Below are 22,471 nucleotides of genomic sequence, written 5' to 3' on the forward strand. Positions count from 1 at the left end.
GGAGGGTCGTTGAGCGTCACCGAAGAGCCCAAGGTCACCGAAGAGCCCGAGGCCACCGCGGAGCCGGAGGTCGCGGAGGATTCCGAGGCCGCCGCGGAGCCCAAGGCCGTCGCGAAGCCCGAGGCAGGTGAGAAGCCCAAGACCGTTGAAGAGCCCAAGGCCGCCGAGGAGGCCGAGGCCACCGCTCCCGAGCCGGACGCCGAGGCTCCGCGGCGCCGGTGGATCCGCCGGCCGCGGGTGTTCGTCGTGGTGCTCACGCTGTTGTTCGCGCTGGCCGGAGCCGGATTGCAGGTGCTGAGCGTGCGGGCGCGGCACGATCCGGCGCTCGCCGACCGGGCGCTCGTCGACACCGAGGCGACCTCGGTCGTCATCGGCGACGTCAGCAACGGGCTCACCAAGATCTTCTCGTACACCCCGGACAGCACGGCGACGACCGAGCAGGCCGCGGCCGAGGTGCTGAGCGGCACCGCCGCGAGCGAGTACCGGACGCTGTTCACCCAGGTGAAGCAGCACGCGGCGGCGGAGCGGCTGACGGTCAGGACCCGGGTCGTACGGGCGGGCGTCGTGCGGCTCACCCACGACACGGCGCAGCTCCTGGTCTTCCTCGACCAGGTCATCGTGCGCAAGGACCGGCCCAAGGGCATGTCGGCGGCGGCCCAGCTCTCGGTCACCGCCCGGCGCCAGGGCGGCCACTGGCGCATCGTCGACATGCACGCCCGGTAACCCGTACGGCTCCACGAAAGGTGACAGTAGGTGGCACGGACCACAGCCGAGAAACGGCCCACGGAGCCCGACGAGCACACGGAGCCTCCGGCCGAGGAGCCGGAGCCTGCGGAGACGACGTCCGAGGAGGCCGAGCCTGAGCAGGCGGCGTCCGAGGAGACCGAGGCCGAGTCCGGGTCCGAGGAAACCGCATCCGAAGAGGATGAAGACGCGGAGACCGAAGGCGAGGAGGCCGACGCCGGAGAGACCGAGGTCGAGGACGGCGAGGGCGACTCCGGGGGCGGTTCGGCTGAGGAGGGTTCGGACGGGGAGGCCGCGGAGAAGGCGTCGCGACGGCGCCTGCCCCGGCTCTCCGATCCGGTGCTGCTGGTGGCGACCGTGCTCGTCGTGGCCGCCGCCGCGTGCGCGGGGTACTTCGGGTGGTCCTGGTACGGCGCGGCGCACGACGACTCTCTCGCCTACTCCCGCGACCGCGACGCCGTGCTCCGCGCCGCCGAGCAGGGCGTGCAGAACATGAACACCCTCGACTACCGCAAGGTGGACCAGGGCCTGGCGACCTGGGAGGCGTCCTCGACCGGCGACCTGCACCAGGAACTCGTCCAGGGCCGCGCCCAGTTCGCCCAGCAGGTACGGGCCGCCAAGACGGTCACCAGCGCGAAGATCCTCGACGCCGCCGTGACCGAACTGGACGACCGGGCGGGCAAGGCCGGCGCGATCGTCGCCGTGCAGATCACCGTCACGCCGCCGACCGGATCGCCGGCCACCAAGCAGAGCCGCATGCGGGCGCAGCTGACCCGTACGTCGTCCGGCTGGAAGCTCAGCGCGCTCGGCCAGGCTCCCCTCGGCACGACCGCCGGCTGAGCCCGCCGCCCCTTCGTGAGAGGAACCTCCGCATGCCCTCCCTCCCGTTCGTCATCCGCCGCCGTACCCCCGAGGACGACAAGGCGCCGAAACCGGCCCGTGAGCGCCGGGTCCGGCACCGGGTCCGGCGGCTGCCGGTCGCCCTGGGGGTTCTGACGGTGCTGCTGGGCGGCCTCGCGGTGTGGTTCGCCGAGGAGGCGAACGCGGTGCGCGACCGCGCCGGAGCCCACAACGTCGCCCTCACCGATCCCGGCCGTACGAGCGAGGTCACGGGCCAGGTGACCGACGCGGTGAACACGCTGTTCTCCTACGACTACACCGACGCGGGCCGGACGCAACAGGCCGAGAACGGCCTGCTCACCGGCAAGGCGGTCGGCCAGTACGACACCATGATCGCCCAGGTGCGTGCCCAGGCTCCGGCCCAGAAGCTCGTCCTGACCACGACGGTGACCGACAGCGCGGTGGAGATGCTCGAGGGCGACCGCGCCCGCCTGCTGGTCTTCGCCGACCAGCGCAACACCCGCACGAGCGGCAAGCAGACCACGTACGCGGCGGCCATGCTCGCCGTCGACGCGGTCCGCCAGGGCGGGCGCTGGAAGATCAGCAATCTGGACACGCTGAACGTGCCGCGCTGAGCATTCGCCGCGTCCGCTCGGCCCCGGCCCGACCTCTGTCAGAGCCCGCCCGGAGCCCGTGCCCTGCGGTGCGGCGTGCGGGTTCCCGGGCGGCCTCTCACCCGCGGTTCGCCTCGGCGATGACCGCGGCGGCGAGCCGCGCGGACCGTCCCGCGATCTCGCGCGGAGGCATGGCCTGGCCGTGCTCCAGCCACCAGGTGATCGTCTGCACGAACATGGCCGACAGCACGCTGGGCACCAGCGCCCGCGGATCGTCGTCCGCGAAGTGCTCGGTGGTCATCGCGGCGAGCGCGGCGCGCATCCGGTCGGCGAACCAGGGGCTGCCCCGGCGGCCCAGCAGCGCGCCGTACAGCCGGCGGTAGGCGGCCACGTGCTCGAAGAAGCCCACCCACCGCTCGCCGCTCGGCCGTTCGTCGCCGCCCATCGTGCCGCGCAGCTCGGCCATCGCCTCGTCGAAGATCTGCTCGACCAGGTGGTACTTGTCGCGGTGGTTCCGGTAGAAGGCCGCCCGGCTGACCATCGCCCGTGAGGTGATCTCCCCGACCGTGATCCGGTCGAAGCCGCGCTCCTCGACCAGCTCCACGAGCGCCTCGCGCAGCAGCTTGCGCGTCCGCCGGACCCGCACGTTGTCCTGGGACGGCACGTTGGGCTGAGACACTTCCGGCTCCTTGTCTCGAATGGGACGGAATCCCCGGATCGACGCTTGTCGTGGTCGCGCCGCGCGCCAAGACTGATCGGTCGAGACAAGTTGTCTCGATTCGACCAGAGTGTCACAAAGAGGAGTCGAGCATGCGGGTGATCGGGATACGTGCGTTCGGGCCGCCGGAGGTACTCGACGTGGATGAGAGGCCGGAGCCGGAGCCCGGTGCGGGGCAGGCGGTGGTGGCCGTCGAGACGGCCGGCGTCGGCTACGGCGACGTGATCGTCAGGTCGGGACGGTATCCGGTCCCGCTACCGTACGTGCCCGGCATCGAGGTGGGAGGAGAGGTCGTCGCGGTCGGCCCCGGGACGGACCGGTCACTGCTCGGCCGCCGTGTCGTGGCCACCACCGTGGGCAACGCCGGCGGTTACGCGGAGCGCGCCCTGGTGCCGGTCGCGTGGACGTTCCCCGTGCCGGACGGGATCCCGCTCGCGACCGCGCTGGCGGTCTTCCAGGCCGGCGCGGTCGCGGGCGGCATGCTGTCCGCCATGCGGGTCCGCGAGGGCGAGACGGTGCTGGTCACCGCCGCGGCGGGCCGGATCGGATCGCTGCTGGTGCAGCTCGCCAGGGCGGGCGGAGCGACGGTGATCGGCGCGGCCGGGGCCGGCAAGCGGGCCGCGGTCGAGGACTTCGGCGCCGACCACGTCGTGGACTACGGCACCGAGGACTGGCCGGACCGGGTGCGCGGGCTCACCGGCGGCGGCGTGGACGTCGTGCTCGACGCGGTCGGCGGCGAGGTCGCCGCCCAGGCGCTGCGGGCCGCCGCGGACGGCCGCGGCAGGTTCGGCGTGTACGGTTTCGCCTCCGGTGACTGGCTGCCGCTCGACGCGCAGGAGATCGCCCGGCGGGGGCTGACCGTGGCGGGCCCGCTCGGCATGGTGTTCGCCAAGCCGGAGGCCGAGCAACGCGCCGACGCCGAGCGCGCCCTGGCCGCGGCGGCGGACGGCCGCCTCAGACCGCGCATCCACGCCACCTTTCCGCTGGACCGCGCCGCGGACGCGCACGCCGAGATCGAGAAGCGCCGCTCGGTGGGCGCCGTGCTGCTCACCGCCTGAGAAGCACCGCCCGTACGGATCCGGAGCCCCGAGGTCGGCGGACGGTGGCGGGGTCAGCCGATGGGGGTCACGGCCTCGCCGTGGGCGACCGGGCCGGGCGGCGTCCCGTCGCCGAACGGCCGTCCGCCGAGGTGCTCCCGGTTGTGCGGGGTGAGCCAGCCGGAGGTGTCCGGGCCGAGAGGCACGACGCCGGTGGGGTTCACGTCGCGGTGGACGACGTAGTAGTGCTCCTTGATCTGCGGGAAGTCGATGGTGTCCCCGAATCCGGGGGTCTGGAACAGATCCCGGGCGTACGCCCACAGCACCGGCATCTCGGCTAGCTTGCTGCGGTTGCACTTGAAGTGCCCGTGGTAGACGGCGTCGAAGCGGACGAGCGTGGTGAACAGCCGGATGTCGGCCTCGGTGATGGTGTCCCCGACGAGGTAGCGGCGGGTCGCGAGGCGTTCCTCCAGGAGGTCGAGGCGCCGGAACAGCTTGCGGTAGGCGCGTTCGTAGGCGTCCTGCCCCTTGGCGAACCCGGCCTCGTACACGGCGTTGTTGACGTCGCGGTAGACGTCGGCGTTGATCGCGTCGATCTCGTCCCGGTGTCGCTCGGGGTAGAGATCGGGCGCGCCGGGCCGGTGGTGCCGCCTCCACTCGGTGGACAGGTCGAGCGTGATCTGGGCGAAGTCGTTCGTCACGACCTTGCCCGTGGGGATGTCGACGATGGCCGGCACGGTGATCCCGAGCGGATAGTCCGGGTCGCGCGCGAAGAAGGCCTCCTGGAGCCGTTCGATCTTCAACACGGGGTCCCGGCCGCCGGGATCGAGGTCGAAGGTCCAGCTCCGCTCGTCGTGCGTGGGCCCGCAGACGCCCATGGACAGCACCGGCTCCAGCCCTAGGAGCCGCCGCACGATGACGCTGCGGTTGGCCCACGGACACGCCCGGCTGACGACGAGCCGGTAGCGTCCGGGCTCGACGGGATACCCGTCCCGCCCGTCGGCGGTGATACGCGTGGTGAGATAACGCTGATCTCGGACGTATTCGGACCCATCGGCATTCATGCGACCCTCCGCCTTTCCACCGACAACACGGTAGCCCCTACCCACGGCCGGACCTCGTTCACCACGCCCCGGTCGCCCCGGCCCGGCGGGGATCGGGCCTCATTCGCCGCGCGGGCGGGCGAGCGCCTGGAACCCGCTCCAGCGGACCCGGGGCCGGGCCAGGTCACGGCGGCTCACGTAGCGCCTGGTCCGACCCACAACGCCCCACAACGTAAGTGATTCCTGACACCGTCCAGATGTCGGCACGGCACGAGATCCGGCCGAGTTCAGGGTCGCGCCGCCCGATGGCTGCGAGGGTAAGGGTGTCGCTGTTCCGGCATTCTCGGGTGAACATATTCTCGGCCCCCACAAGGAGACCCGAAACCGAAGATGGCGAGGGCCGCAAGGACGTCGGCGAGAGGACCCCCGGACACCGGGCGGCGTCCGCCATATTCGTCCGTAGTGCCCCACCCGCGTGGTGCGGGCCGCAATGGGAGCGTATGCGCAAGATCCCGACGCGAGAGAGCGCGGGATGAACCAGATCTGTACCGCGGTCCGCGCACAGACGGAGGAGAACGCCTTTTCGATCAGCATGATCTCCGCCGCCCGGCCAAAGGGCGCGCTGCGATTCACGGACGATGAAGGCGGGCCCGCCCCCCGCGAGCTTCATCGACTTCCGTGAACGGCCGCTGCGCCGACCGTGAGAACCCAAGGCCGCACCTCCATTGCAGGGCCCGGGACGGCCGATGGCGGGCAGGCGTACGCCACGACCCGCGTGACCGCGGATCGCACTCGAAGGGATCTTCCCGATCCGCGGCGCCGGCGGTGAGCGGCGCGAGGTCCCGCATCGGCGGTCCGCGGCGCTGTGGTGGCGCCGCGGTCACGCGCGACAGTCGGTGCCCGGCCCGCCCGGCGGCGGCCGGTCCGGCGGCGGCTCGGTGGCGATCATCGTGCCGGGCGGGCCGGACGGCGGCGAGGCCGGTCAGCGCCCCGCGGCCTGGAACTTCGTCTGGGGGACCTTTCCGCCGGGGTTCTTGGCCCGGCTGGGGTCCTTCGCCTCGTACGCCTGGACGATCTCCGCGGGGATCCGGCCCCGGTCGTTGATGGAGATCCCGTGTTCCTTCGCCCAGCCCCGGATGTCGGCAGCCCGCTCACGGTTGTGCGCCGTGCGGCCGCGTCCGCCGCGTCCGGTGCGGCGAGGGCCCGCCTTGCGCCCCTTCTCAACGTACGGCGCGAACACCTTGCGAAGCTTGTCCGCGTTTTTCGTCCTGAGATCGATTTCGTAGGGGACGCCGTCGAGTGAAAAGCTCACCGTCTCGTCCGCCGGCTTGCCGTCGATGTCATCGAGGAGCCGAACGATCGTTTCTTGTGCCATCTCAATATCTCCTGCAGTCTCTCACGGCCAGTCAGTCATCCGGGTTGGCGTCGGGGTGAGCCGCTATGAACTTCTCATAGACCTCATCACCGATCTTTCCCCGCGCGCTGACCTCGACGCCTTCCTGCCTGGCCCATTCACGCACGTCACTATTAGAGTATCCGCGCAGGCGAGGGGCCGTGTCGGCGGTGGGCCGACGAGACCGGCCCGCCTGCTTCACCCGGGTCGCCTTCTCCAGATACGGCCTGAGGACCTCGATCGCCTCTTGCAGTTTCTTGAAGTTCTCATCACCGAGATCGATGGTGTAAGTGGTCTCGCCGATCTCGAAATCCCGCTTCGCGACGTCCTCGCCGTCATGACCGTCGAAATCATCCACCATGATGACCCTGGTTGCCACTAATCGTTCCTTTCTCGGGGACGTTGCCTGAGCAAGGATAGTATTTCGGCACCCGCAGAAGGGGCATCCGGGCGGCCTCGACGCGTCGGTTATGGCGTCCGGCCGCCGTCGCCGCCGTCCGGCGTCCGGATCTTGTGCGACACGCGCGGTTCTCTATGCTGTCGCCGTGGGCGAACCAGCGGGCGAACGTGTGGAAGCGGTCCTGTTCGACTTCTCCGGGACGCTGTTCGACGACACCGGGGTCCTCGACGCGACGGCGCTGGTCACGGCGGCCGCGAGGCAGGGAGTCACCCTCGGTCCGGCCGAGGCCGGGGACGTCATCCGGCGCACCCTGCGCCACGTCGACTCACCCGAGGGGTTCGCCGCCCGCGAGGGCTGCGACCTGTCCCAGCAGGCGCACCGGACGATCTGGACCAAACTGATCGCCGAGGCCGGGCCGTTCGGTCCGGAGCTGACCGAGGCCGTCTACTCCTGTCTCACCGACCCCGGCGCCTGGAGCCCGTACCCGGACACCGTCCCGGTGCTCGGCGCGCTGCGCGACGCCGGTGTGCCCGTCGGGGTGCTGAGCAACATCGGCTGGGACATCCGGCCGGCCTTCGAGCGGGTCGGCGCGCTGGCCTCGCTGCGCGCGGTCGTCCTCTCCTGCGAGCAGGGGGTCGCCAAGCCCGACCCCGCGCTGTTCGCCCTCGCGTGCGAGCGCCTGGGCGCCCCTCCGTCGCGCGTGCTGTACGTCGGCGACGACCCGGTGAAGGACGGCGCGGCGGTACGCGCGGGCCTGCCGGTCTACCTGCTTCCGAGCGAACGCGACGTGACCACCCCCCGCGGGCTCTCGGCCGTGCTCCGCCTCGCGCTGTAGACCGTTCTCAGGTGGAGAGGCCGGACAGGAGAAGGTTCACCGGCATCCCCGTCGCCGGCGAGGGGACGACCCGTCTGATCGACGCCCGGCCGCCGCCCGGGGACCACGACAGGACAAGATCGTCCTTGACCTCCCCGGGATGCCCGTGCCGGCTCATGGCCGAGCCGCCCGCACCGGTCACAGCTGCTACCGGCCTGCCGGTTCGGCGCCGTGGAGAACCTCTCGTCGCCACTGGTCCCGCGGCTGGGTGTGCAACCGCCAGTAGTGCTCGGCGATATCGTCCGGGTCGAAGGCGGTGCCCGGGGCGACGGGACCGGCCACGGTGACACCGGCCACGTGGACGCCGGAGGGCCCGTACTCCTCGTCGAGCAGGTCCACGAGCGTTCGTACGCCCGCCTTGCCGAGCGACAGGCTGACATAGGCCGCCTTCGGTTCGGGCATCCCGCCGGTGATGAGGAACGAACCGCTCCCGCGCCGCGCCATCTCCGGTGCGACGTGGGCGGCGGCGGTGAGCGCTCCGACCACGTTGACCGCCCAGGCGTCCAGCTGGGCCCGCACGGGCAGTTCCCCGGGCCGGTCCGGGCGGATGAGCGCCGCGTTGTAGACGACGGCGTCCGGGAGGCCGAGTTCGCCGGACGCCGCGTCGAGTGCGGCGCGCAGCGCCGTCTCGTCGGCGCTGTCGGCGGTCAGCGTGACGACGGGCACACCGAACGGTGAGACGGCCTCCGCCACGCCCGCGAGCGTTCCGGGGCTCCGCGCGATGAGGGCGACGGGCAGGCCCTCGCGCGCGAATCTCCGGGCGACCGACCGGCCGATCCCCGGTCCGGCTCCGATGACCACTGCTCCCGGCATGACCGGCTCCTTCGCTGGATGATGACCGACAAGCGGGACGTTAAGGTGTCACATCGGTGAGAAGGTCAACCTCGGAGCGGGAAGTCACATGCGGATCGGTGCCCTGGCTCAGCGGACAGGGGTCAGCAGGCGACTGCTGCGCTACTACGAGGAACAGGGCCTGCTCCGACCGCGACGGCTGGCCAACGGCTACCGGGAGTACGCCGAATCGGACGTCACCGCGGTGCGTCACATCCGCGTTCTGCTGGCGGCCGGCCTGCCCACCACCGTCATCGCCCGGCTGCTGCACTGCGTTCACGACGACGGTGAGCGGCTCGTCCCGTCGTCCTGCCCGGGAATGGTCACCGACCTGCGGCGAGAGCGCCGGCGCATCGCCGATACGATCACCCGGCTCCAGTCGTCCCAGCACGCGATCGACACCATGCTCGACGCCGCACTGCGGCGCCCCGGCGGCGACGCCCGGCTCGGGCTTCGATGACCGGCTGCGACGCGTTCGCGGGCCGTCCGGTGTGCGTGCCAGTCGGCGGGAACCGCGCCGAGCTCAAGGACGCATCAGCACCTTGCCGAACGACCGTTCCTCGCTGAGGCGGCGCAGCGTCGCGGGAAGCTCGGCCAGCGACACCTCGGCGGTGACGAGCCGCTCGACGCCGAGGCCGTCCGGCGCGCCGGACAGCACGCCCAGCGCGTGCTCGAAGTCCTCACGCGTGGTCCCGTAGCTGCCGCCCACCAGCGCCGGGCGCCCCTGCCACACGACCGGCTCGGCCAGTTCGGAACGCCGTACGCGGTCCAGGTCGCAGGGCAGGCCCGGTAGGTGGTCGCCGGGCGCGGTGCCGCCGTACAGCATGACGAGGCCGCCGCGGCGTACGCACGTCAGGGCGCGCTCCAGCAGCCCGGGCAGGACGAAGCTCGTCGCGACCACCGCGACGTCGTACGCGCCGCCGGGCGTCTCGGACAGTGGCGCGCCGCCGCCGGACGGGAGGGCGTCGCGCCCGGCGAGGAAGTCCAGCCGGTCCCGGTCGCGGTTGGCCAGCAGCACGCGGGCGCCGTCCGCCTCGGCCAGCCGGGCGATCAGCACGCCCGCCATGCCCGCGCCCAGCACGCAGATCCGCGCGCCGCGCAGATCGCCCGTGCCGAGGTGGCGGCGGGTCATGGTGAGGCAGTGGGCGGCACAGGCCAGCGGCTCGGCGAAGACCAGCCGCCGCTCGCCGACTCCCGGTGGGGCCGCCGGCAGCGCCCGCGCGAGCGCGGAGGCCTCCCCGCCCGCCCACATCCGGCGGGCGAAGCCGGTCCCGCGCCGCAGCGGGACGTTCGGGTCGAGGCAGACCCGCGAGCCGACCGGCAGCAGCGGCGTCGAGCTGCGCGTCACGAGCCCGACGAGCTCGTGGCCGAACTGGCTCGGGCCCGGCCGCCGGCCGCCGATCTCCTTCAGGTCGGAGCGGCAGACGCCGACGAGCGCCGGCTCGACCAGCACGGCGTGAGGCGTGTCCGGGCGCCGTGGCCGCTCGCAGGACAGGCGCGGCCCGGCGGGCGTCAGCTCGACGCTCACGGGCGTCCGCGTGGCCGGTTCGGCGCCGGGCGTCAAAGCGTCTCCAGCGCCTCACCGAACCGGTCCGCGACCAGGTTCGCGTCCTCGACCGACAGCACCAGCGGCGGCCGCAGCTCGATGACGTTGCCCAGGCCGTGCTCGGACACCCGGGTGATGACCCGCAGGTCCGTGAGCGCCTTGTTCAGCGCGGTGGCCAGCCGGTTCGAGCGTGAGCCGTCGGGCTCGACCAGTTCGACGCCCAGCATGAGGCCGACGCCGCGGACGTCGCCGACGCACGGGAAGTCGTCCTGGAGCCCGCGCAGCCGGTCCACGAGGGCGGCCCCGCTGGTCCGCACCCCGGCGAGGAACTCCGGGCGCCGCACCTCGTTCAGCGTCGCGACGGCCGCCGCGGCGGACAGGGTGTGGCTGCCGTAGGTGAAGCCGTGCATCGAGCGCGGCATGCCGACCAGGCGTTCCTCGGTGAGGATGGCGGCCAGCGGGAAACCGCTGCCGGTCAGGCCCTTCGACAGCGTCATGATGTGCGGGGCGACGCCGAAGTGGTCGGCGGCGAAGAGGCTGCCGGTCCGCCCGAGGCCGGTCTGGTTCTCGTCGAAGATCAGGATGATCCCGCGCTCGTCGCAGAACTCCCTGAGGCGCGCGAGGTAGCCCGGCGGCGGCACGACGTTGCCGCCCACGCCGCTGATCGGCTCGATGATCATCGCCGCCACGCTGCCGGAGCTGGCGTAGGTGATGAAGTCCTCGATCCGGTCGACGCACCACATCCCACAGGTGTCCGGCGTCTGCCGGTAGAAGCAGCGGAAGCAGTACGGCTCGGGCACGTGCACGGCGCCCGGCAGGTGGTACGGGAACGGCTCCCGCATGCGGGAGGTGCCGTTGTAGCTGGTGGCGGCGATGCTCTGGCCGACGTGCCCGCGGAAGGGCACGATGACGTCGCGCTTCCCGGTGAGCCACTGAGCGATCTTGATGGCGCCCTCGTTGGCCGTCGAACCGCCGGTGCTGCGCAGGTTGACCCGGGTGAGCGACGGCGGGCTCAACTCCACGAGCAGTTCCATCACGCGGTCGGTCGGCGTGGTCCGGAAGGAGGAACTGGCGAACACCAGGTCGTCGAGCTGGCCGCGCACCGCCGCGAGCACGGCCGGGTGGTTGTGCCCGAGCACGAGGTTGAAGGTGCCGGACACGCAGTCGAGGTACTCCCGGCCCTCGGAGTCCCACACGCGGACCCCCTCGCCGTGCACCAGTTCCGCGTCGCCGAGCTCGTAGTAGGCGAAGACCCGCGCGTCGGCCGCCTCCATCAGCGCACGTCCAGGCTGGCGAGCTGGGCGGTGACCCACGACTCGAGCGTCCACGGCCGCGCGGTCTCGCGGCGGCGCCGCGCCGCCTCCGCGCGTTCGGCCGGCGGGGCGAGCAGGCCGGCGGCGATCGCGTCGGCCTGCTCGACCAGGTCGTAGGGGTTGACCGTGCGGCACACCGGGCCGAGGATCTCGGCCGCGCCGGCCAGCTCCGACAGCACCACGTCGGCGTCGCGCTCGTTGACCAGCGGCGCCTCGAAGACGCTGAGGTTCTGGCCGTCGACGGTGGAGTTGAACACCAGCAGGTCGGCGCGCTCGAAGCAGCCGAAGGTGTGGCCGACGTCGTTGTCGCAGTCCGTGCGCACGGTGTCGGGTCCCAGCTCGGCGTTGGCCTCGGCGACGGCCTTCTCCACGCGGCGCTGGTACTCGGCGTTGGCCTCGACGTACAGCCGGTTCGGGTTCATCCGCACCAGCATCCGGGCGTCGCGCAGCCGCTCGTCCCGCCGGACGGCGAGGAGGAAGGCGCGTACCGCGCGCTCCCCGTTCTTGATCGGGTCGGTACGCCCGGAGTGCACGACGAGCGGGCGGTCGCCGGCCCACTCGGCGATGCCGTCGGGCAGCCGCGCGTCGCGGCGGTGGAGCGTCTCGGGGCTGTAGCCGAGCGGCTGGGTGCGGACCCGGGTCAGGTGCCCGCCGCGCCGTACGGTGCCGGCCTCGGTGTCGACCTCGGCGTCCGGGAGCAGGTCCGCGACGCAGGCGAGGAAGTTCGCGCTCCAGCGGCGCGCGAAGAAGCCGATCGTGTCGGCGGCGAGCATGCCCTCCAGCACGCCGGTGCGCACGGCGCGCGGCAGGATCCGCCAGTAGTCGGCCGCGGGCCAGGGGATGTGCACGAACAGCAGGATCGGCGCGCCCGGCCGCCGCTCCCGCAGCCGCGCGGGGACGCAGACGAGCTGGTAGTCGTGGACGAGGAACACCGGGTCCGGCTCGCCCTCGGAGCGCCGCAGCATCTCGCCGGCGAAGTCCTGGGTGAACTCCGCGAACCGCTCCCAGGCCGCCCGGGTCTCGGCGCCGAACGAGGGCTGCGTCCACCGGTCCCAGCCGTAGTTGTTGCCCGCCCACATCAGCTCGGCGGTGAGGAAGTTCTGCACGACGCGGAAGGTCTCGCGGTCGTGCCGCAGCAGGTGGAGGCGCACTCCGCGCCCCGAGGGCAGCTCGATGCGCATGCCGTCGGGGTTCTCCAGGGCGGCCCGGTGGTCGTCGTCGCTGTCCGCGCTGACGATCCACGCGACGTCCAGGTAACCGGCCTGCTCGGCGACGACGTTCCCCGTGCCGCCCGGGGCCAGCCACGCGCGCAGCTGCCCCGTCTCCGGATCGGGCGCGTAGCTCACCACCGCGCGCTTGCTGGCGAGGAAGACGCGTTTCGTCACAGGCGATCCTCCGCAGTTCGTGGTTCGGGTTTCGCTCCGGCGAGGGCCACGGACGCCAGCCGGCGGGTGCCCTCGTCGACGTCGACCGGCCGCAGCCCGGCGAGCTCCGGCAGGTCCGCCGCCCGCTCGCTGTGCAGGCAGGCGTTGTCCGGCCGGCAGGCGTACGGCGTACCGGCCTTGCCGGCCGGGCGGATCGAGCGGCCGTCCAGGCCGAGTCCCTTGGCGATCCGGCCGGCCCACTCGTACCGGGACAGGCGTTCGGGCCCGCCCAGGTGGAGCACGCCGGTGCGCCCGGCGTGCAGCAGTGCGCCGGTCCAGGCGGCGACGTCGTCGACCAGGACCGGGGTGTTCCAGTGGTCGGCGGGCGCGACGACGGGACGGCCGTCCCGCAGGCCGCGCACGCAGGTGGTGAAGTAGTTGGGCCGGTGCCCGTCGGGGTCCCAGCCGTAGACCAGGCTGACCCGCAGCACCAGGGCGTTGCCGGTGTCGAGCAGGGTCCGTTCGCCGGCCAGCTTGGCCCGCCCGTACGCGTTGGCGGGCGCCACCGGGTCGGACTCACCGTAGCTGTGGCGGGTGCCGGGAAAGACGTTGTCGGTCGAGATCAGCAGGATGGGCCGCCCGTCGGCCGCCGCCGCGAGGTTGGCGGCGCCGGCGCCGTGCGCGGCCATGGCCTGGTCGGCGTGGCGCTCACACCAGGTGATGTCGGAGGGGCCGTGCACGACGACCAGGGCGTCCGGCGCGAGGCGCCGCACCACCTCGGCGCACGCGCGGCCGTCCCGTACGTCGAGCTCGCTCCAGGGCGTGCCGTCCGCGGACCGGGCGGCCGGCGGGCGCCGGGAGCACAGCACCGCCCGGCCGCCGAGCGCGCGCGTGCGGGCACCGATGCGGCCACCGAGGTAGCCGCTGCCGACGACCATCGTCAGCACGGTCCGGCCTCGCGGTACGCGCCTTCGGGGATGAACGGCCGGTTTCCGGATTGATTCGTCGGTCGAGGTGATCGGTGTCCGTCGGTCGGCGCGCCTCGTACCGGCGGCGTCACTGGTTCGGCGCCGGGAACGGCGCTCTCGCTCAAGTGCATCATCACGATCTTTGGCCAAAAGTCGTGTTTGATAAACATTGAGTCGAGAAGGTTACTCTCGCACCGGTGCGGCACCTCCTGACCCGATTGGTGGATCTTGGTAAAAAAGGAGTCCGATGGCGGAGAACAGCTATATCGTTCGTGACCGGATCCCCCTGTCCGCGATCTCGTCGGCCATCGAGGTCAGCCTCGAACGACGGGACACCTACCGCATCCATGTGGTGCCCGAAGCGTCGGCCGCGACCGACGTCCTGATCGACGAACTCGACGGCCGCCGCGCCGCGGTGATCACCGAGCGCACCGTCGCCTCACTACCCGCCTATCGGATCACCGAGACCCTCGACCAGCGTGGACTCCTGCTGGGCAGCATGGTCGTCGACGCCGGCGAGCGCAGCAAGAGCCTGGACACCGCCTACCGTCTCATCGACTGGCTGGCTCAGCTCGGCCTCGCGCGCCGGGACGTGGTGGTGGCCCTCGGCGGCGGAATGATCATGGACACCGTCGGCTGGGTCGCGAGCGCCTTCATGCGCGGCGTGCCGTACGTCAACGTCCCCACGACCCTTCTCGCCCAGGTCGACGCCGGCATCGGCGGAAAGGTGGCCGTCGACCACAATGCCGCCAAGAACCTCGTCGGCGCCTTCTACCAGCCACGTGCCGTCATTTCCTGCCTGGAGTTCCTGGAGACGCTCGATCCGCGGCAGGCCCGCGCGGGGCTTGCCGAAGCGCTGAAAAAGGCGATAATCGCCTCACCGGAACTCTTCGAATACATCGAGCGGCACGCCGACGAACTGGTGCGCTGCCATTCTTCGGCGGTCGGGCCGCTCGTCCGGGCCGCCAGTGCGATCAAGACCGAACTCGTCGGCCGCGACCCGTACGAGGTGGACCTGCGCCGCCCGCTGAACTTCGGGCACACCGTCGGCCACGCGGTCGAGACGATCACCGGTTACGGGCCCGTCCTGCACGGCGAGGCGGTCGCGTACGGGATGGTCGTGGCGCTGGACATCTCCCGCGCCCGCGGCCTGCTCGACGCCGCGCTCGCCGAGCGGATCGTCGACCTGATCCGGCGCCTCGGCCTTCCGGTGCGCCTCGAACAGCTCCGCTCCGTGCCGCCCATCGAGGACGTGCTCGGCGCGCTGGACAAGATCCGCGAAATCCGGGACGGGAGCCTGCGCTTCGTCCTCCCGGTCGAGCTGGGCACCACGCTCATCGCCGAAGACGTCACCGACGACGAGGTGCGGCAGGCCCTGCTGCGCACCGCCGCCGACCACGTCCCGGCGGGCCGCCCATGACCGAACGAAGCGAAGAAGTTCTGTGGGCGGTCGACGCGGGCGGCAGTACGACCACGGCGATCCTGCCCGGGAGCGGGGAGGCCAGGACGTACGGGCCGGTCAACCCGGCCTCGGTCGGGGCCGGGCCGGCGGCGCGGACCCTGCGCGACCTGTTCGGCGACGTCGCCGCGGCGCTGGACGGGAGGCACGGGACGGGGTGGATCGCCACCGCCGCGGTCGACCTGACCGGTGCCGAGGACGAGCCGCTCCGCCTGCGCGACCTCGCCCGCGCGGCCGGGGTGCGCGGGCGGCTGCTGGTCTCCAACGACTGCGTGCCCTGGCTGGTCGCGCCGCCGCTCTCCGGCCGCGGCGTCGTGCTGGTGTGCGGCACCGGTTCGGGATTCGCCGCCGCCGACGGCGCGGACGCACTGTACCGGGTCGGCGGGTGCGAGTACCTGGGCAGCGACGAGGGCAGCGCCTTCGCCCTCGGCCTGGACGGGCTGCGCGCCGCCGTCCGCGCCGCCGACGGGCGCGGACCCGCGACCGCGATCGCCGCCCGGCTGGCCGGCCTCTCCCGGGGCCGGTCACCGGGGGAGCTCGCCCGCGCGCTGGCCGCCGAGGCGTTCCCCAAGGCCGCGGTCGCCGCCCTGGCGCCCGCGGTCTGCGAGGCCTGGCTCGACGGTGACGCCATGGCCGCCACGCTGGTGTCCGCGGCGGTCGGCGAACTCGTCGTGGGCGTCCGCGCCGCCCGCGACCGCGCCGGGCTCACCGGCGCCTGGTCGGTGGCCGCCGGGGGCGGCGTCCTGCGCGGCTGCCCTCCCCTGCTGGCCGAGCTCGACCGGCGGCTGCGCGCCGAGCTGGGCGCCGCCGAGGTCGTGCCGGTGGACCGGCCGGTGGAGACCGTGCGCGCGGCGTTGCGGAGCCTCGCCCACGACGGGGAGGCGGTGACGCCCGCGGGCGCGGTGGGACGCGCCGTGCGACTGCTCGACCTCGATCCGCCGGAGCGCCGCACGCGCCCCGTGCGCCGGCGGAGCACCGGTGACCGGCCGGTGAAGGTCGGGCTGTGCCTCGCGGCCTGGGGCGGCTCGCGGCTGGACGCCGCGCTGGAGCACGCCGCGCGCTGCGGCGTGGACGCGGTCGACCTGCCCACCGACAGCACGTCGGGCCTGGTCGACCTGGCGCGCTGGGCACGGGAGAAGGGATACCGGGCGGAACTGCGCACGCTGGTCGCGGACGCCGCGGTGGAGTGCGTGAGCAACAGCCGCGACAGCCAGCTGCTGCTGGGGCCGCACGGGCCGCACACCGACCCGGTCGTCGCGGGCCCGGCCTCCGGCAAACGGGAGCACGCGCTGCGGTCGGCGCTGGACACCGTACGGCTCGCCGCCGACCTCGGCGCCCCTCACGTCCGGCTGATGTACGGGGTGCCGGACGTGGCGCGCTGGCTGTCGTGGTGGCACAGCACGGTGAGCTGGGCCGACAACATCGCCGCCTGGTGTGAGGAGGCGCGGCCGATCCTGCGGCTGGCCGCCGAGCACGGCGTGACGCTGCTCGTCGAGCCGCACCCCAAGCAGGTGGTCTACGACCGGGCCAGCGCCCGGCAGCTCCTCGACGCGGCGGCCGGGACCGAGCCGTCGGCCTCGGTACGGCTGTGCGTGGACCCGGCCAACCTGGCCGCCACCGGGCACGACCCGGTCGACGCGGTCCGCGGCTGGGGCGACGGCCTCGGCGCCGCGCACGCGAAGGACCTGCAGCGCTGGGACCGCCCCGAGCCGCCGCCCGGCGCCGGATGGTCGCGGTACGGGCCCGGGCCGCCGATCCGGTTCCGCGCCCTGGGCGCCGGAGAGATGCCGTGGCCCGCGATCGTGTCGGCGCTGCTCGACGAGGACTTCCGCGGCGTCCTCTACGTCGAGCACGAGGACGCCCTGCTGCCGCGCGAACAGAGCGCGGCGGGCTCCGTACGGCTGCTGCGCGACCTGCTGCCCCAGGGGGCCCCGCAGGGCCGCACCTGGTGACCACGGCGGAAGGGATCGATGATGCGTGACGTCCGTGCCGCACTGCTCGCCGGCGGCCTCGGCGAGCGGATGGGCCGGCTGACCGACGACATGTGCAAACCCCTCGTGCCCTACGCGGCGTCCTGCCGCCTGGTCGACTTCAGCGTGGCGAACGCCGCGCGGTCCGGGATCCCGGAGGTGGTGCTCCTGTCGATGCACCGCGAGCGGGACCTCGTCCAGCACCTCGCCACGCACTGGGACGGGGCGGGCGTCCGGGTCCACTTCGGCCCGCACGACGCGCTGGTGCGTTCGGGCGGCCCGCCGCCCGGCGTGCCGCTGCCGCCCCGTCCGCCCGAGTCCGGCACCGCCGACGCGTTCCTCACCAACGCCGAGTACGTGTTCGCGCCGGGCGTCCGCGACGTGCTGGTGCAGCACGCCGACCACGTCTACACCTTCGACTACGGGCCGATGGTGACCGCGCACCGCGACGCGGGCGCGGACGTGACGATCGGCGTGCAACGGATCGAACGCCGGTTCGTGCGGCTGTTCGGCATGGTCGAGGTGGACGCGGACCTGCGGGTGCGGCGGCTGGTGGAAAAACCCGCCGAGCCGACGTCGGACCTGGTCTTCACCGCCTTCTGCCTGTTCCGCGCCGACGTGCTGGAGAAGGTGCTCGGCGCCTTGGCGGCGCTCGGCGAGGACGGCTGGCGGCACGACATCAGCCGTGACGTGCTGCCCGCGATGATCTCCGACGGCCGCCACGTGCTCGCGTACCCGGTCTCCGGCTACTGGGCCGACATCGGCACCGTGGAGCGCTACCACCTGGAGCAGATGAGGCTGCTGGACCGGGCGGGCCCGCTGCCGCCGGCCGATCTGCCCCGGACACTGGCCGGCGCTCCCCCGCGATTCGACGCGGACACGCGCTGCCTCCTCGGCGACGGCGTCGTCGTGCCGGGCGAGGCCGACGTACGGTCCAGCGTGCTGTTCCCCGGCTGCGTGGTCGAGCCCGGCGCGCGGATCGAGCGTTCCGTCGTGCTGCCCGGCGCCCGCGTCCGGGCCGGCGCGCGGCTCGCCGAGACGATCGCCGCGGCCGGTGAGGAGGTGACCGGACCGCGTAGCGGCCTGACCGGGCTGGAACCCGCCTGACGCCGACCCCCTGGGAGGACTTCCTGTGCGGCGGACGCACTTCAACGTACTCATCGTCGGCGGCGGGGCCGCCGGCTGCGTGCTCGCGAACCGGCTCAGCGAGGACGAGCGGACCGGCGTCGGGCTGGTCGAGGCCGGGCCCGACTACGGGATGTTCGACGTCGAGCGCTGGCCGGCCGAACTCCTGGACGCGCGCTCGGCGGCCCGCGGGCACGACTGGAGCCCGGGGCCTCCCTGCTGCGCGCGCGCCCGGGTGATCGGCGGCTCCTCGGCGCACAACGGATGCTGGGCCATGCTGGGCGCGCCCGCCGACTACGACGCCTGGGCGGCGTACTCCGGCGGCTCGTGGGACCACACGACGCTGCGGCCGTACCTGCGGAGGGCGATGAGCCGGCTGCGCGTGCGGCCCGTGGCACCGGCCGACCGCACCGCCTGGCACGAGGCGGTGATCGAGGCGGGGCGCGCCCTCGGCCTGCCGTACCTGGAGGACGTCAACGCCGAGCACGAGCGCGAGGGCGTGGGCTGGGTGCCGCTGAACGCCGTGGGCGGCACCCGCTGGCACACCGCGTTCGCCTACCTGGACCCGGCGCGCGACCGCCCGAACCTCCAGGTCGTCGCCCGGTCCCTCGCCCTACGGCTGGAGTTCGCGGGCGACCGGGCGACCGGGCTGGTCGTGGCGGGCGAGGACGGCGAGCGGCTGCTGACCGCCGACGCGGTGATCCTGTGCTGCGGGACCTACGGCAACCCGCCACTGCTGATGCGCAGCGGGGTCGGCCCCGAGGCGGTGCTGCGCCGGCTCGGCGCGCCGGTCCTGCACCCGCGCGAGGGCGTCGGAGAGAACCTCGTCGACCACAGCTCCCTCGGCCTGATGCTGGACCCCCTGGAGAGCCTGCACGCCGCGATCCCCGACGCGGCCGAGTCCTACTTCGCCCAGACGGTGATCAAGGCGCGCTCCGGTGTGGCCCGCGACGCGTTCTGGGACATCCACATCGTGCCGTCGGCCGCGCCGGCCGAGGACGCGCAGGGCTACTACAACGGGCCGCTGACGGCCGGGTTCTATGTGAACGTGATGGCCCCGGACGCGCGCGGCTCCGTACGGGCCGGGTCGCTGGACCCGGAGGAGCCGCCGGTGATCGAGCACGGCTTCTTCACGGACGCCGAGGGCCACGACCGGCAGGTGGTGCTCGACGGCATCGACCTGGCGCACGAGCTGGCGCGCACCGCATCCCTGGCCGGTCTCGCCGGGCTGACGCCGTGGCCGGCCGAGCGCCGGGAGAAGGCGTCGGTGCTCGCGGGCGCGAACGGCTACTGGCATCCGGTCGGGACCTGCGCGATGGGCCCGGAGGACGACTCGCTGGCCGTCGCGGACGAGCGCGGGCGGGTGCACGGCCTGGAGAACGTCCACGTCGCCGACGCGTCGCTGATGCCCGTCATCCCCCGGGCGAACACCCACCTGACGACCGTGGCGGTCGCCGACCGGCTCGGTGACCTGCTGGCCGCCTCCCTGAGCGGCGCGCGTGGAAGGAGTGAGGTTCGATGAAGGTCGGCCTGCTGTCCCCCAGCATGCCGCCGTTCGACTCGCCGGAGGCGGCACGCCTGATCGCGACGCTGGCCGAGCGGTACGGCGCGCACTCGCTGTGGGTGCCGGAGCACGTCGTGCTGCCCGAGTCCTACGACACGCCCTACCCCTACTCCGGCGACGGGCGCATGCCCGTACCCGCCGAGTGGCCCTACCCCGACCCGCTCGCCTGGCTCGGCTACGTCGCCGGGCTGACCTCCACGGTCCGGCTGGTCACCGGGATGCTGATCCTGCCGCAGCGCAACCCGGTGGTGCTCGCCAAGGAGACCGCGACCATCGACTTCCTGTCGGGCGGGCGGCTGTCGCTCGGGGTGGGCCTCGGCTGGTTCCGCGAGGAGTTCGAGGCCGTGGGCGTCGACTTCGACGACCGGGCCGCCCGGTTCGAGGAGTACGTCGGGGTGCTCCGCGCGCTGTGGAACGACGAGGACTTCGACGGTCGTCACCACCGGCTGAAGGGCGTGCGCTGCCGCCCACGGCCGGCGCGGCCCGGCGGCATCCCGCTGATCATGGGCGGCCACAGTGCCGCGGCGGCACGCCGCGCGGGACGGCTGGCCGACGGGTTCTTCCCGGCCGTCGCCGACCCGGCACCGCTGTTCGCCGAGTGCCGGCGGGCCGCGGAGGCGGCGGGCCGCGACCCGGACGGCGTCGAGCTGATCGCCGAGGCCTCCCCGGCGACCGCCGAGCGCGCGTCGGAGCTGCGCGCGATGGGCGTCTCGGTCGTCCTGGTCTACCCGCCGCAGGTGCCGGCGGACGAGCTGACCGACGCCTTCGCCGACTTCGCCGACCAGACCCTGGCCCCCCTCGCCGCGCTCTGACGTGACGTCGGCCGGAGGTCCGCAGGCGTCATATCCCGGTCGCCCGGCGGCCATCGGCGCGTCTTCGGGCCGTCGACCGCGGCGCGGAGAATCACCGCTGACTGCGGCGGATACTCTCGATCGCGCTGGCGGTGGTTCTGCTCGCCGGCGTGGTGATCGCGCTTCTTCGGGGCCACGGCTCCTCCCACCGGACCACCACGGTCCGCGGCGTCATCGGCTCGGAGAAGGAGGCGTTCTTCGCCGACCCCGCGGTGCGGAGGGCGTTCGCCCGCGCCGGGCTCGCGGTCGAGGTCGACTCGGCCGGGTCCCGCCAGATCGCCACCTCCGTCGACCTGAGCCGGTACGACTTCGCCTTCCCCTCCAGCGCGCCGGCGGCCGACCGGATCCAGCAGCAGCGGCACGTCACGCCAACTCGGCCGCGATGTACCTGGCCATCGCCTCGTACGCGGCCAACGGCGACGCGGTCGTGCGGAACGCGGCGGAGGAGCGCCGGGTGCTGCCCACGCTGACGAGACTGTTCGTCGACCAGGACTACACCGACAACACCGCCGAGGGCCCGTTCGCGGACTACCTGTCCCTCGGCATGGGCAAGTCGCCGCTGGTCTGCGTCTATGAGGCGCAGTTCGTCGACGCCGCCGTACGGGAGCTGCTCAAGGCCGGGATGGTCCTCATGTACCCGACGCCGACCGTGCAGTCCCGGCACACCCTGATCCCGTTCGACGACCGGGGCGACCGCGTGGGGCGCGCGGCGACGCCGCGGAGGAGCTGACCACTCAGCTGTCCCTGATCGCCGCCTCGGTGTCGCGGACGGCCGGAGAGGTCGACGCGTCCGAGGAACGACGAATGCGCGACCACACGCGTTACCTGCGGGACCGGGACCCCGAGCCGCCGCCCGTCTGACAGGGTTCGTGCAACTGTCAGCACGCCTGTCAGTGCGCTTTCCTCGTCCGCCCCCGACGATCCGTGCCGTGCGGGCGCGACGACTTGACGGAGCGTGTCAGGCGTTAGAGCCTTGGAACAGCACCGCCCGCGCGACCGGCACCCGGGCGGGCGGCTTGAGCAGTGCGGCTCTTCGTCCCCGACCCTGAGGCGGCTCGTCGATGCCCTCCATGACCCTTTCTCCGCTCTCGGTCACGACGGTGGCCGGGGTGACGGTGGGAACGTTCCCGGCCGAAGCCGACGCCTCCAACGCGTCCGCGATCCGCGACCAGTTGCTGCACCTGATCGGCGCCGGCACCGGCCCCCTGGTGCTCGACCTGACGGCCACCGAGTTCTGCGACTGTGCCTGCGTCGGCGCCATCCTGCGCGCCGGGCGGGAGGCGGCCGTCCGGCGTACCCGGATCTGCCTGGCCCTGCCGCCCGCCGGCCCGGTTCGCCGGATCGCCGCCATGACCGGCCTCGACCGGCATCTGCCGGTCACGACCAGTGTCGCCGGTGCCGGGCGGACGCTCGGGGCCGTTCCCGGGTGAACTCCCGCCGTACCGGCGACCGTGTTCCTGGCGGAGACCGGCGACGCAAGGGCGATCCCGACTTCGCGGCAGGCCCGTGGGCCTGTCTCGAAGTCCCCGTCCGTAGGACAGCGGGGCTTTGAGACAGGCCCTAACGGCGCGTGGTGAACTCGGTGCTGCAGGGATCGCCCCGGTGGCGCGGGCGTACGCAGATCCACTCCTCGCCGATGCGGCGGACGAGGTGGTCCTCGCGCTCGACCAGCAGGAGGAGGACGTCGGCCAGGACGGCCTGATCGGTGGCGACCATGCGTCGATTCTCCCAGCCGGTACTGACAGTTTTCGGGGTGAAACCGCCGGTCAGCCGCCCATCGCGGCCTCTCTCCCCCGGCACGCCGGAGGTGCCGTGGA

The 22,471-nt window shown here is 73.1% G+C and carries 25 protein-coding genes; 13 read left to right on the forward strand and 12 right to left on the reverse strand.

Annotated features, from left to right (window positions below; translation table 11 throughout):
- Window positions 1–9: 9 nt before the first annotated feature.
- The 3 genes from OG417_RS31575 to OG417_RS31585 are packed head-to-tail and all read left to right on the forward strand — an operon-like array spanning window position 10 to window position 2,219.
- Window positions 10–723 (forward strand): hypothetical protein, encoded by a 714-nt coding sequence (locus OG417_RS31575; RefSeq protein ID WP_329236271.1) that lies wholly within the window; start codon window positions 10–12, stop codon window positions 721–723.
- Window positions 724–753: 30 nt separating this feature from the next.
- Window positions 754–1,584 carry a hypothetical protein gene (locus OG417_RS31580; RefSeq protein WP_329236273.1) on the forward strand — a complete coding sequence of 277 codons (831 nt, stop codon included), beginning with the start codon at window positions 754–756 and terminating at the stop codon, window positions 1,582–1,584.
- Between the two features lie 32 nt (window positions 1,585–1,616).
- A complete protein-coding gene (locus OG417_RS31585) occupies window positions 1,617–2,219 on the forward strand; it encodes a hypothetical protein (protein ID WP_329236274.1) in 603 nt (200 codons plus the stop codon).
- A gap of 97 nt (window positions 2,220–2,316) precedes the next feature.
- On the opposite strand, the gene OG417_RS31590 is transcribed toward OG417_RS31585, so the two are convergent.
- Window positions 2,317–2,877: a TetR/AcrR family transcriptional regulator gene (locus tag OG417_RS31590; RefSeq protein WP_329236276.1), complete on the reverse strand. Its 561-nt coding sequence runs from the start codon at window positions 2,875–2,877 to the stop codon at window positions 2,317–2,319.
- Window positions 2,878–3,008: 131 nt separating this feature from the next.
- On the opposite strand from OG417_RS31590, the gene OG417_RS31595 reads away from it, so the two are divergent.
- Window positions 3,009–3,974: a zinc-binding dehydrogenase gene (locus tag OG417_RS31595; protein ID WP_329236278.1), complete on the forward strand. Its 966-nt coding sequence runs from the start codon at window positions 3,009–3,011 to the stop codon at window positions 3,972–3,974.
- A gap of 53 nt (window positions 3,975–4,027) precedes the next feature.
- Here the strand turns inward: OG417_RS31595 and OG417_RS31600 are convergent, their stop codons facing one another.
- The 3 genes from OG417_RS31600 to OG417_RS31610 form a co-directional block, all read right to left on the reverse strand.
- Window positions 4,028–5,017 carry a glutathione S-transferase family protein gene (locus OG417_RS31600; RefSeq protein ID WP_329236280.1) on the reverse strand — a complete coding sequence of 330 codons (990 nt, stop codon included), beginning with the start codon at window positions 5,015–5,017 and terminating at the stop codon, window positions 4,028–4,030.
- A gap of 961 nt (window positions 5,018–5,978) precedes the next feature.
- The gene (locus OG417_RS31605) at window positions 5,979–6,371 is read right to left on the reverse strand and encodes a histone-like nucleoid-structuring protein Lsr2 (protein WP_425550844.1); all 393 of its coding nucleotides are present in this window, start codon (window positions 6,369–6,371) and stop codon (window positions 5,979–5,981) included.
- Between the two features lie 31 nt (window positions 6,372–6,402).
- Window positions 6,403–6,768, reverse strand: coding sequence for a histone-like nucleoid-structuring protein Lsr2 (locus OG417_RS31610; RefSeq protein ID WP_329236282.1), 366 nt, complete (start codon window positions 6,766–6,768; stop codon window positions 6,403–6,405).
- 166 nt (window positions 6,769–6,934) lie between these two features.
- Here OG417_RS31610 and OG417_RS31615 point away from each other — a divergent pair, with 166 nt between their 5' ends.
- A complete protein-coding gene (locus OG417_RS31615) occupies window positions 6,935–7,624 on the forward strand; it encodes an HAD family hydrolase (protein ID WP_329236284.1) in 690 nt (229 codons plus the stop codon).
- 7 nt (window positions 7,625–7,631) lie between these two features.
- On the opposite strand, the gene OG417_RS31620 is transcribed toward OG417_RS31615, so the two are convergent.
- Together OG417_RS31620 and OG417_RS31625 are read right to left on the reverse strand one after the other, a co-directional pair.
- A complete protein-coding gene (locus OG417_RS31620; protein ID WP_329236286.1) occupies window positions 7,632–7,805 on the reverse strand; it encodes a hypothetical protein in 174 nt (57 codons plus the stop codon).
- A 5-nt stretch (window positions 7,806–7,810) separates the two neighbouring features.
- Window positions 7,811–8,476 carry an SDR family NAD(P)-dependent oxidoreductase gene (locus tag OG417_RS31625; RefSeq protein WP_329236288.1) on the reverse strand — a complete coding sequence of 222 codons (666 nt, stop codon included), beginning with the start codon at window positions 8,474–8,476 and terminating at the stop codon, window positions 7,811–7,813.
- Window positions 8,477–8,564: 88 nt separating this feature from the next.
- Here OG417_RS31625 and OG417_RS31630 point away from each other — a divergent pair, with 88 nt between their 5' ends.
- Complete coding sequence (locus OG417_RS31630) at window positions 8,565–8,954, forward strand: MerR family transcriptional regulator (protein WP_329236290.1); 390 nt, start codon at window positions 8,565–8,567, stop codon at window positions 8,952–8,954.
- Window positions 8,955–9,017: 63 nt separating this feature from the next.
- Here OG417_RS31630 and OG417_RS31635 read toward each other — a convergent pair whose 3' ends face one another.
- From OG417_RS31635 to OG417_RS31650, 4 genes are read right to left on the reverse strand one after another with little or no spacing between them, the layout of a single operon-like run.
- The gene (locus tag OG417_RS31635) at window positions 9,018–10,022 is read right to left on the reverse strand and encodes an alcohol dehydrogenase catalytic domain-containing protein (protein WP_329236292.1); all 1,005 of its coding nucleotides are present in this window, start codon (window positions 10,020–10,022) and stop codon (window positions 9,018–9,020) included.
- Between the two features lie 32 nt (window positions 10,023–10,054).
- On the reverse strand, window positions 10,055–11,314 hold the full coding sequence (locus OG417_RS31640; RefSeq protein WP_329236294.1) for an aspartate aminotransferase family protein: 1,260 nt from the start codon (window positions 11,312–11,314) through the stop codon (window positions 10,055–10,057).
- Window positions 11,314–12,738, reverse strand: a complete 1,425-nt coding sequence (locus OG417_RS31645) for a trehalose-6-phosphate synthase (protein WP_329236296.1) — start codon at window positions 12,736–12,738, stop codon at window positions 11,314–11,316. Before OG417_RS31645 ends, OG417_RS31640 begins: the two co-directional genes overlap by 1 nt.
- On the reverse strand, window positions 12,735–13,655 hold the full coding sequence (locus tag OG417_RS31650; protein WP_329236298.1) for an SDR family oxidoreductase: 921 nt from the start codon (window positions 13,653–13,655) through the stop codon (window positions 12,735–12,737). Before OG417_RS31650 ends, OG417_RS31645 begins: the two co-directional genes overlap by 4 nt.
- Before the next feature lie 277 nt (window positions 13,656–13,932).
- Between OG417_RS31650 and aroB the strand changes: the two genes are divergently transcribed.
- The 5 genes from aroB to OG417_RS31675 are packed head-to-tail and all read left to right on the forward strand — an operon-like array spanning window position 13,933 to window position 20,615.
- Window positions 13,933–15,105 (forward strand): 3-dehydroquinate synthase, encoded by a 1,173-nt coding sequence (gene aroB, locus OG417_RS31655; RefSeq protein WP_329236300.1) that lies wholly within the window; start codon window positions 13,933–13,935, stop codon window positions 15,103–15,105.
- A complete protein-coding gene (locus OG417_RS31660) occupies window positions 15,102–17,096 on the forward strand; it encodes a TIM barrel protein (protein WP_329236303.1) in 1,995 nt (664 codons plus the stop codon). Before aroB ends, OG417_RS31660 begins: the two co-directional genes overlap by 4 nt.
- Before the next feature lie 21 nt (window positions 17,097–17,117).
- Complete coding sequence (locus OG417_RS31665; RefSeq protein ID WP_329236305.1) at window positions 17,118–18,221, forward strand: sugar phosphate nucleotidyltransferase; 1,104 nt, start codon at window positions 17,118–17,120, stop codon at window positions 18,219–18,221.
- A 25-nt stretch (window positions 18,222–18,246) separates the two neighbouring features.
- Window positions 18,247–19,761 (forward strand): GMC family oxidoreductase, encoded by a 1,515-nt coding sequence (locus OG417_RS31670; protein WP_329236307.1) that lies wholly within the window; start codon window positions 18,247–18,249, stop codon window positions 19,759–19,761.
- On the forward strand, window positions 19,758–20,615 hold the full coding sequence (locus OG417_RS31675; RefSeq protein ID WP_329236309.1) for a TIGR03619 family F420-dependent LLM class oxidoreductase: 858 nt from the start codon (window positions 19,758–19,760) through the stop codon (window positions 20,613–20,615). The genes OG417_RS31670 and OG417_RS31675 overlap by 4 nt, the downstream gene beginning before the upstream one ends.
- Before the next feature lie 91 nt (window positions 20,616–20,706).
- Here OG417_RS31675 and OG417_RS31680 read toward each other — a convergent pair whose 3' ends face one another.
- Window positions 20,707–21,021: a hypothetical protein gene (locus tag OG417_RS31680; protein ID WP_329236311.1), complete on the reverse strand. Its 315-nt coding sequence runs from the start codon at window positions 21,019–21,021 to the stop codon at window positions 20,707–20,709.
- A gap of 15 nt (window positions 21,022–21,036) precedes the next feature.
- Here OG417_RS31680 and OG417_RS31685 point away from each other — a divergent pair, with 15 nt between their 5' ends.
- On the forward strand, window positions 21,037–21,384 hold the full coding sequence (locus OG417_RS31685; protein ID WP_329236313.1) for a hypothetical protein: 348 nt from the start codon (window positions 21,037–21,039) through the stop codon (window positions 21,382–21,384).
- A gap of 340 nt (window positions 21,385–21,724) precedes the next feature.
- Complete coding sequence (locus OG417_RS31690) at window positions 21,725–22,084, forward strand: STAS domain-containing protein (RefSeq protein WP_329236315.1); 360 nt, start codon at window positions 21,725–21,727, stop codon at window positions 22,082–22,084.
- A 130-nt stretch (window positions 22,085–22,214) separates the two neighbouring features.
- Here OG417_RS31690 and OG417_RS31695 read toward each other — a convergent pair whose 3' ends face one another.
- Window positions 22,215–22,370 (reverse strand): hypothetical protein, encoded by a 156-nt coding sequence (locus OG417_RS31695; protein ID WP_329236317.1) that lies wholly within the window; start codon window positions 22,368–22,370, stop codon window positions 22,215–22,217.
- Window positions 22,371–22,471: the final 101 nt, after the last annotated feature.

The sequence above is a fragment of the Actinoallomurus sp. NBC_01490 genome (assembly GCF_036227085.1).
GTDB lineage: Bacteria > Actinomycetota > Actinomycetes > Streptosporangiales > Streptosporangiaceae > Actinoallomurus > Actinoallomurus oryzae.

What these genes read in the sequence shown, in the direction of transcription:
- OG417_RS31585 (WP_329236274.1), top strand. Translation starts at nt 1,617, where the DNA reads ATGCCCTCCCTCCCGTTCGTCATCCGCCGCCGTACCCCCGAGGACGAC.
- OG417_RS31595 (WP_329236278.1), top strand. Translation starts at nt 3,009, where the DNA reads ATGCGGGTGATCGGGATACGTGCGTTCGGGCCGCCGGAGGTACTCGAC.
- OG417_RS31600 (WP_329236280.1), bottom strand. Translation starts at nt 5,017, where the DNA reads ATGAATGCCGATGGGTCCGAATACGTCCGAGATCAGCGTTATCTCACC.
- OG417_RS31605 (WP_425550844.1), bottom strand. Translation starts at nt 6,371, where the DNA reads ATGGCACAAGAAACGATCGTTCGGCTCCTCGATGACATCGACGGCAAG.
- OG417_RS31625 (WP_329236288.1), bottom strand. Translation starts at nt 8,476, where the DNA reads ATGCCGGGAGCAGTGGTCATCGGAGCCGGACCGGGGATCGGCCGGTCG.
- OG417_RS31630 (WP_329236290.1), top strand. Translation starts at nt 8,565, where the DNA reads ATGCGGATCGGTGCCCTGGCTCAGCGGACAGGGGTCAGCAGGCGACTG.
- OG417_RS31640 (WP_329236294.1), bottom strand. Translation starts at nt 11,314, where the DNA reads ATGGAGGCGGCCGACGCGCGGGTCTTCGCCTACTACGAGCTCGGCGAC.
- OG417_RS31650 (WP_329236298.1), bottom strand. Translation starts at nt 13,655, where the DNA reads ATGGTCGTCGGCAGCGGCTACCTCGGTGGCCGCATCGGTGCCCGCACG.
- aroB (WP_329236300.1), top strand. Translation starts at nt 13,933, where the DNA reads ATGGCGGAGAACAGCTATATCGTTCGTGACCGGATCCCCCTGTCCGCG.
- OG417_RS31660 (WP_329236303.1), top strand. Translation starts at nt 15,102, where the DNA reads ATGACCGAACGAAGCGAAGAAGTTCTGTGGGCGGTCGACGCGGGCGGC.
- OG417_RS31665 (WP_329236305.1), top strand. Translation starts at nt 17,118, where the DNA reads ATGCGTGACGTCCGTGCCGCACTGCTCGCCGGCGGCCTCGGCGAGCGG.
- OG417_RS31675 (WP_329236309.1), top strand. Translation starts at nt 19,758, where the DNA reads ATGAAGGTCGGCCTGCTGTCCCCCAGCATGCCGCCGTTCGACTCGCCG.
- OG417_RS31685 (WP_329236313.1), top strand. Translation starts at nt 21,037, where the DNA reads ATGTACCTGGCCATCGCCTCGTACGCGGCCAACGGCGACGCGGTCGTG.
- OG417_RS31690 (WP_329236315.1), top strand. Translation starts at nt 21,725, where the DNA reads ATGACCCTTTCTCCGCTCTCGGTCACGACGGTGGCCGGGGTGACGGTG.
- OG417_RS31695 (WP_329236317.1), bottom strand. Translation starts at nt 22,370, where the DNA reads ATGGTCGCCACCGATCAGGCCGTCCTGGCCGACGTCCTCCTCCTGCTG.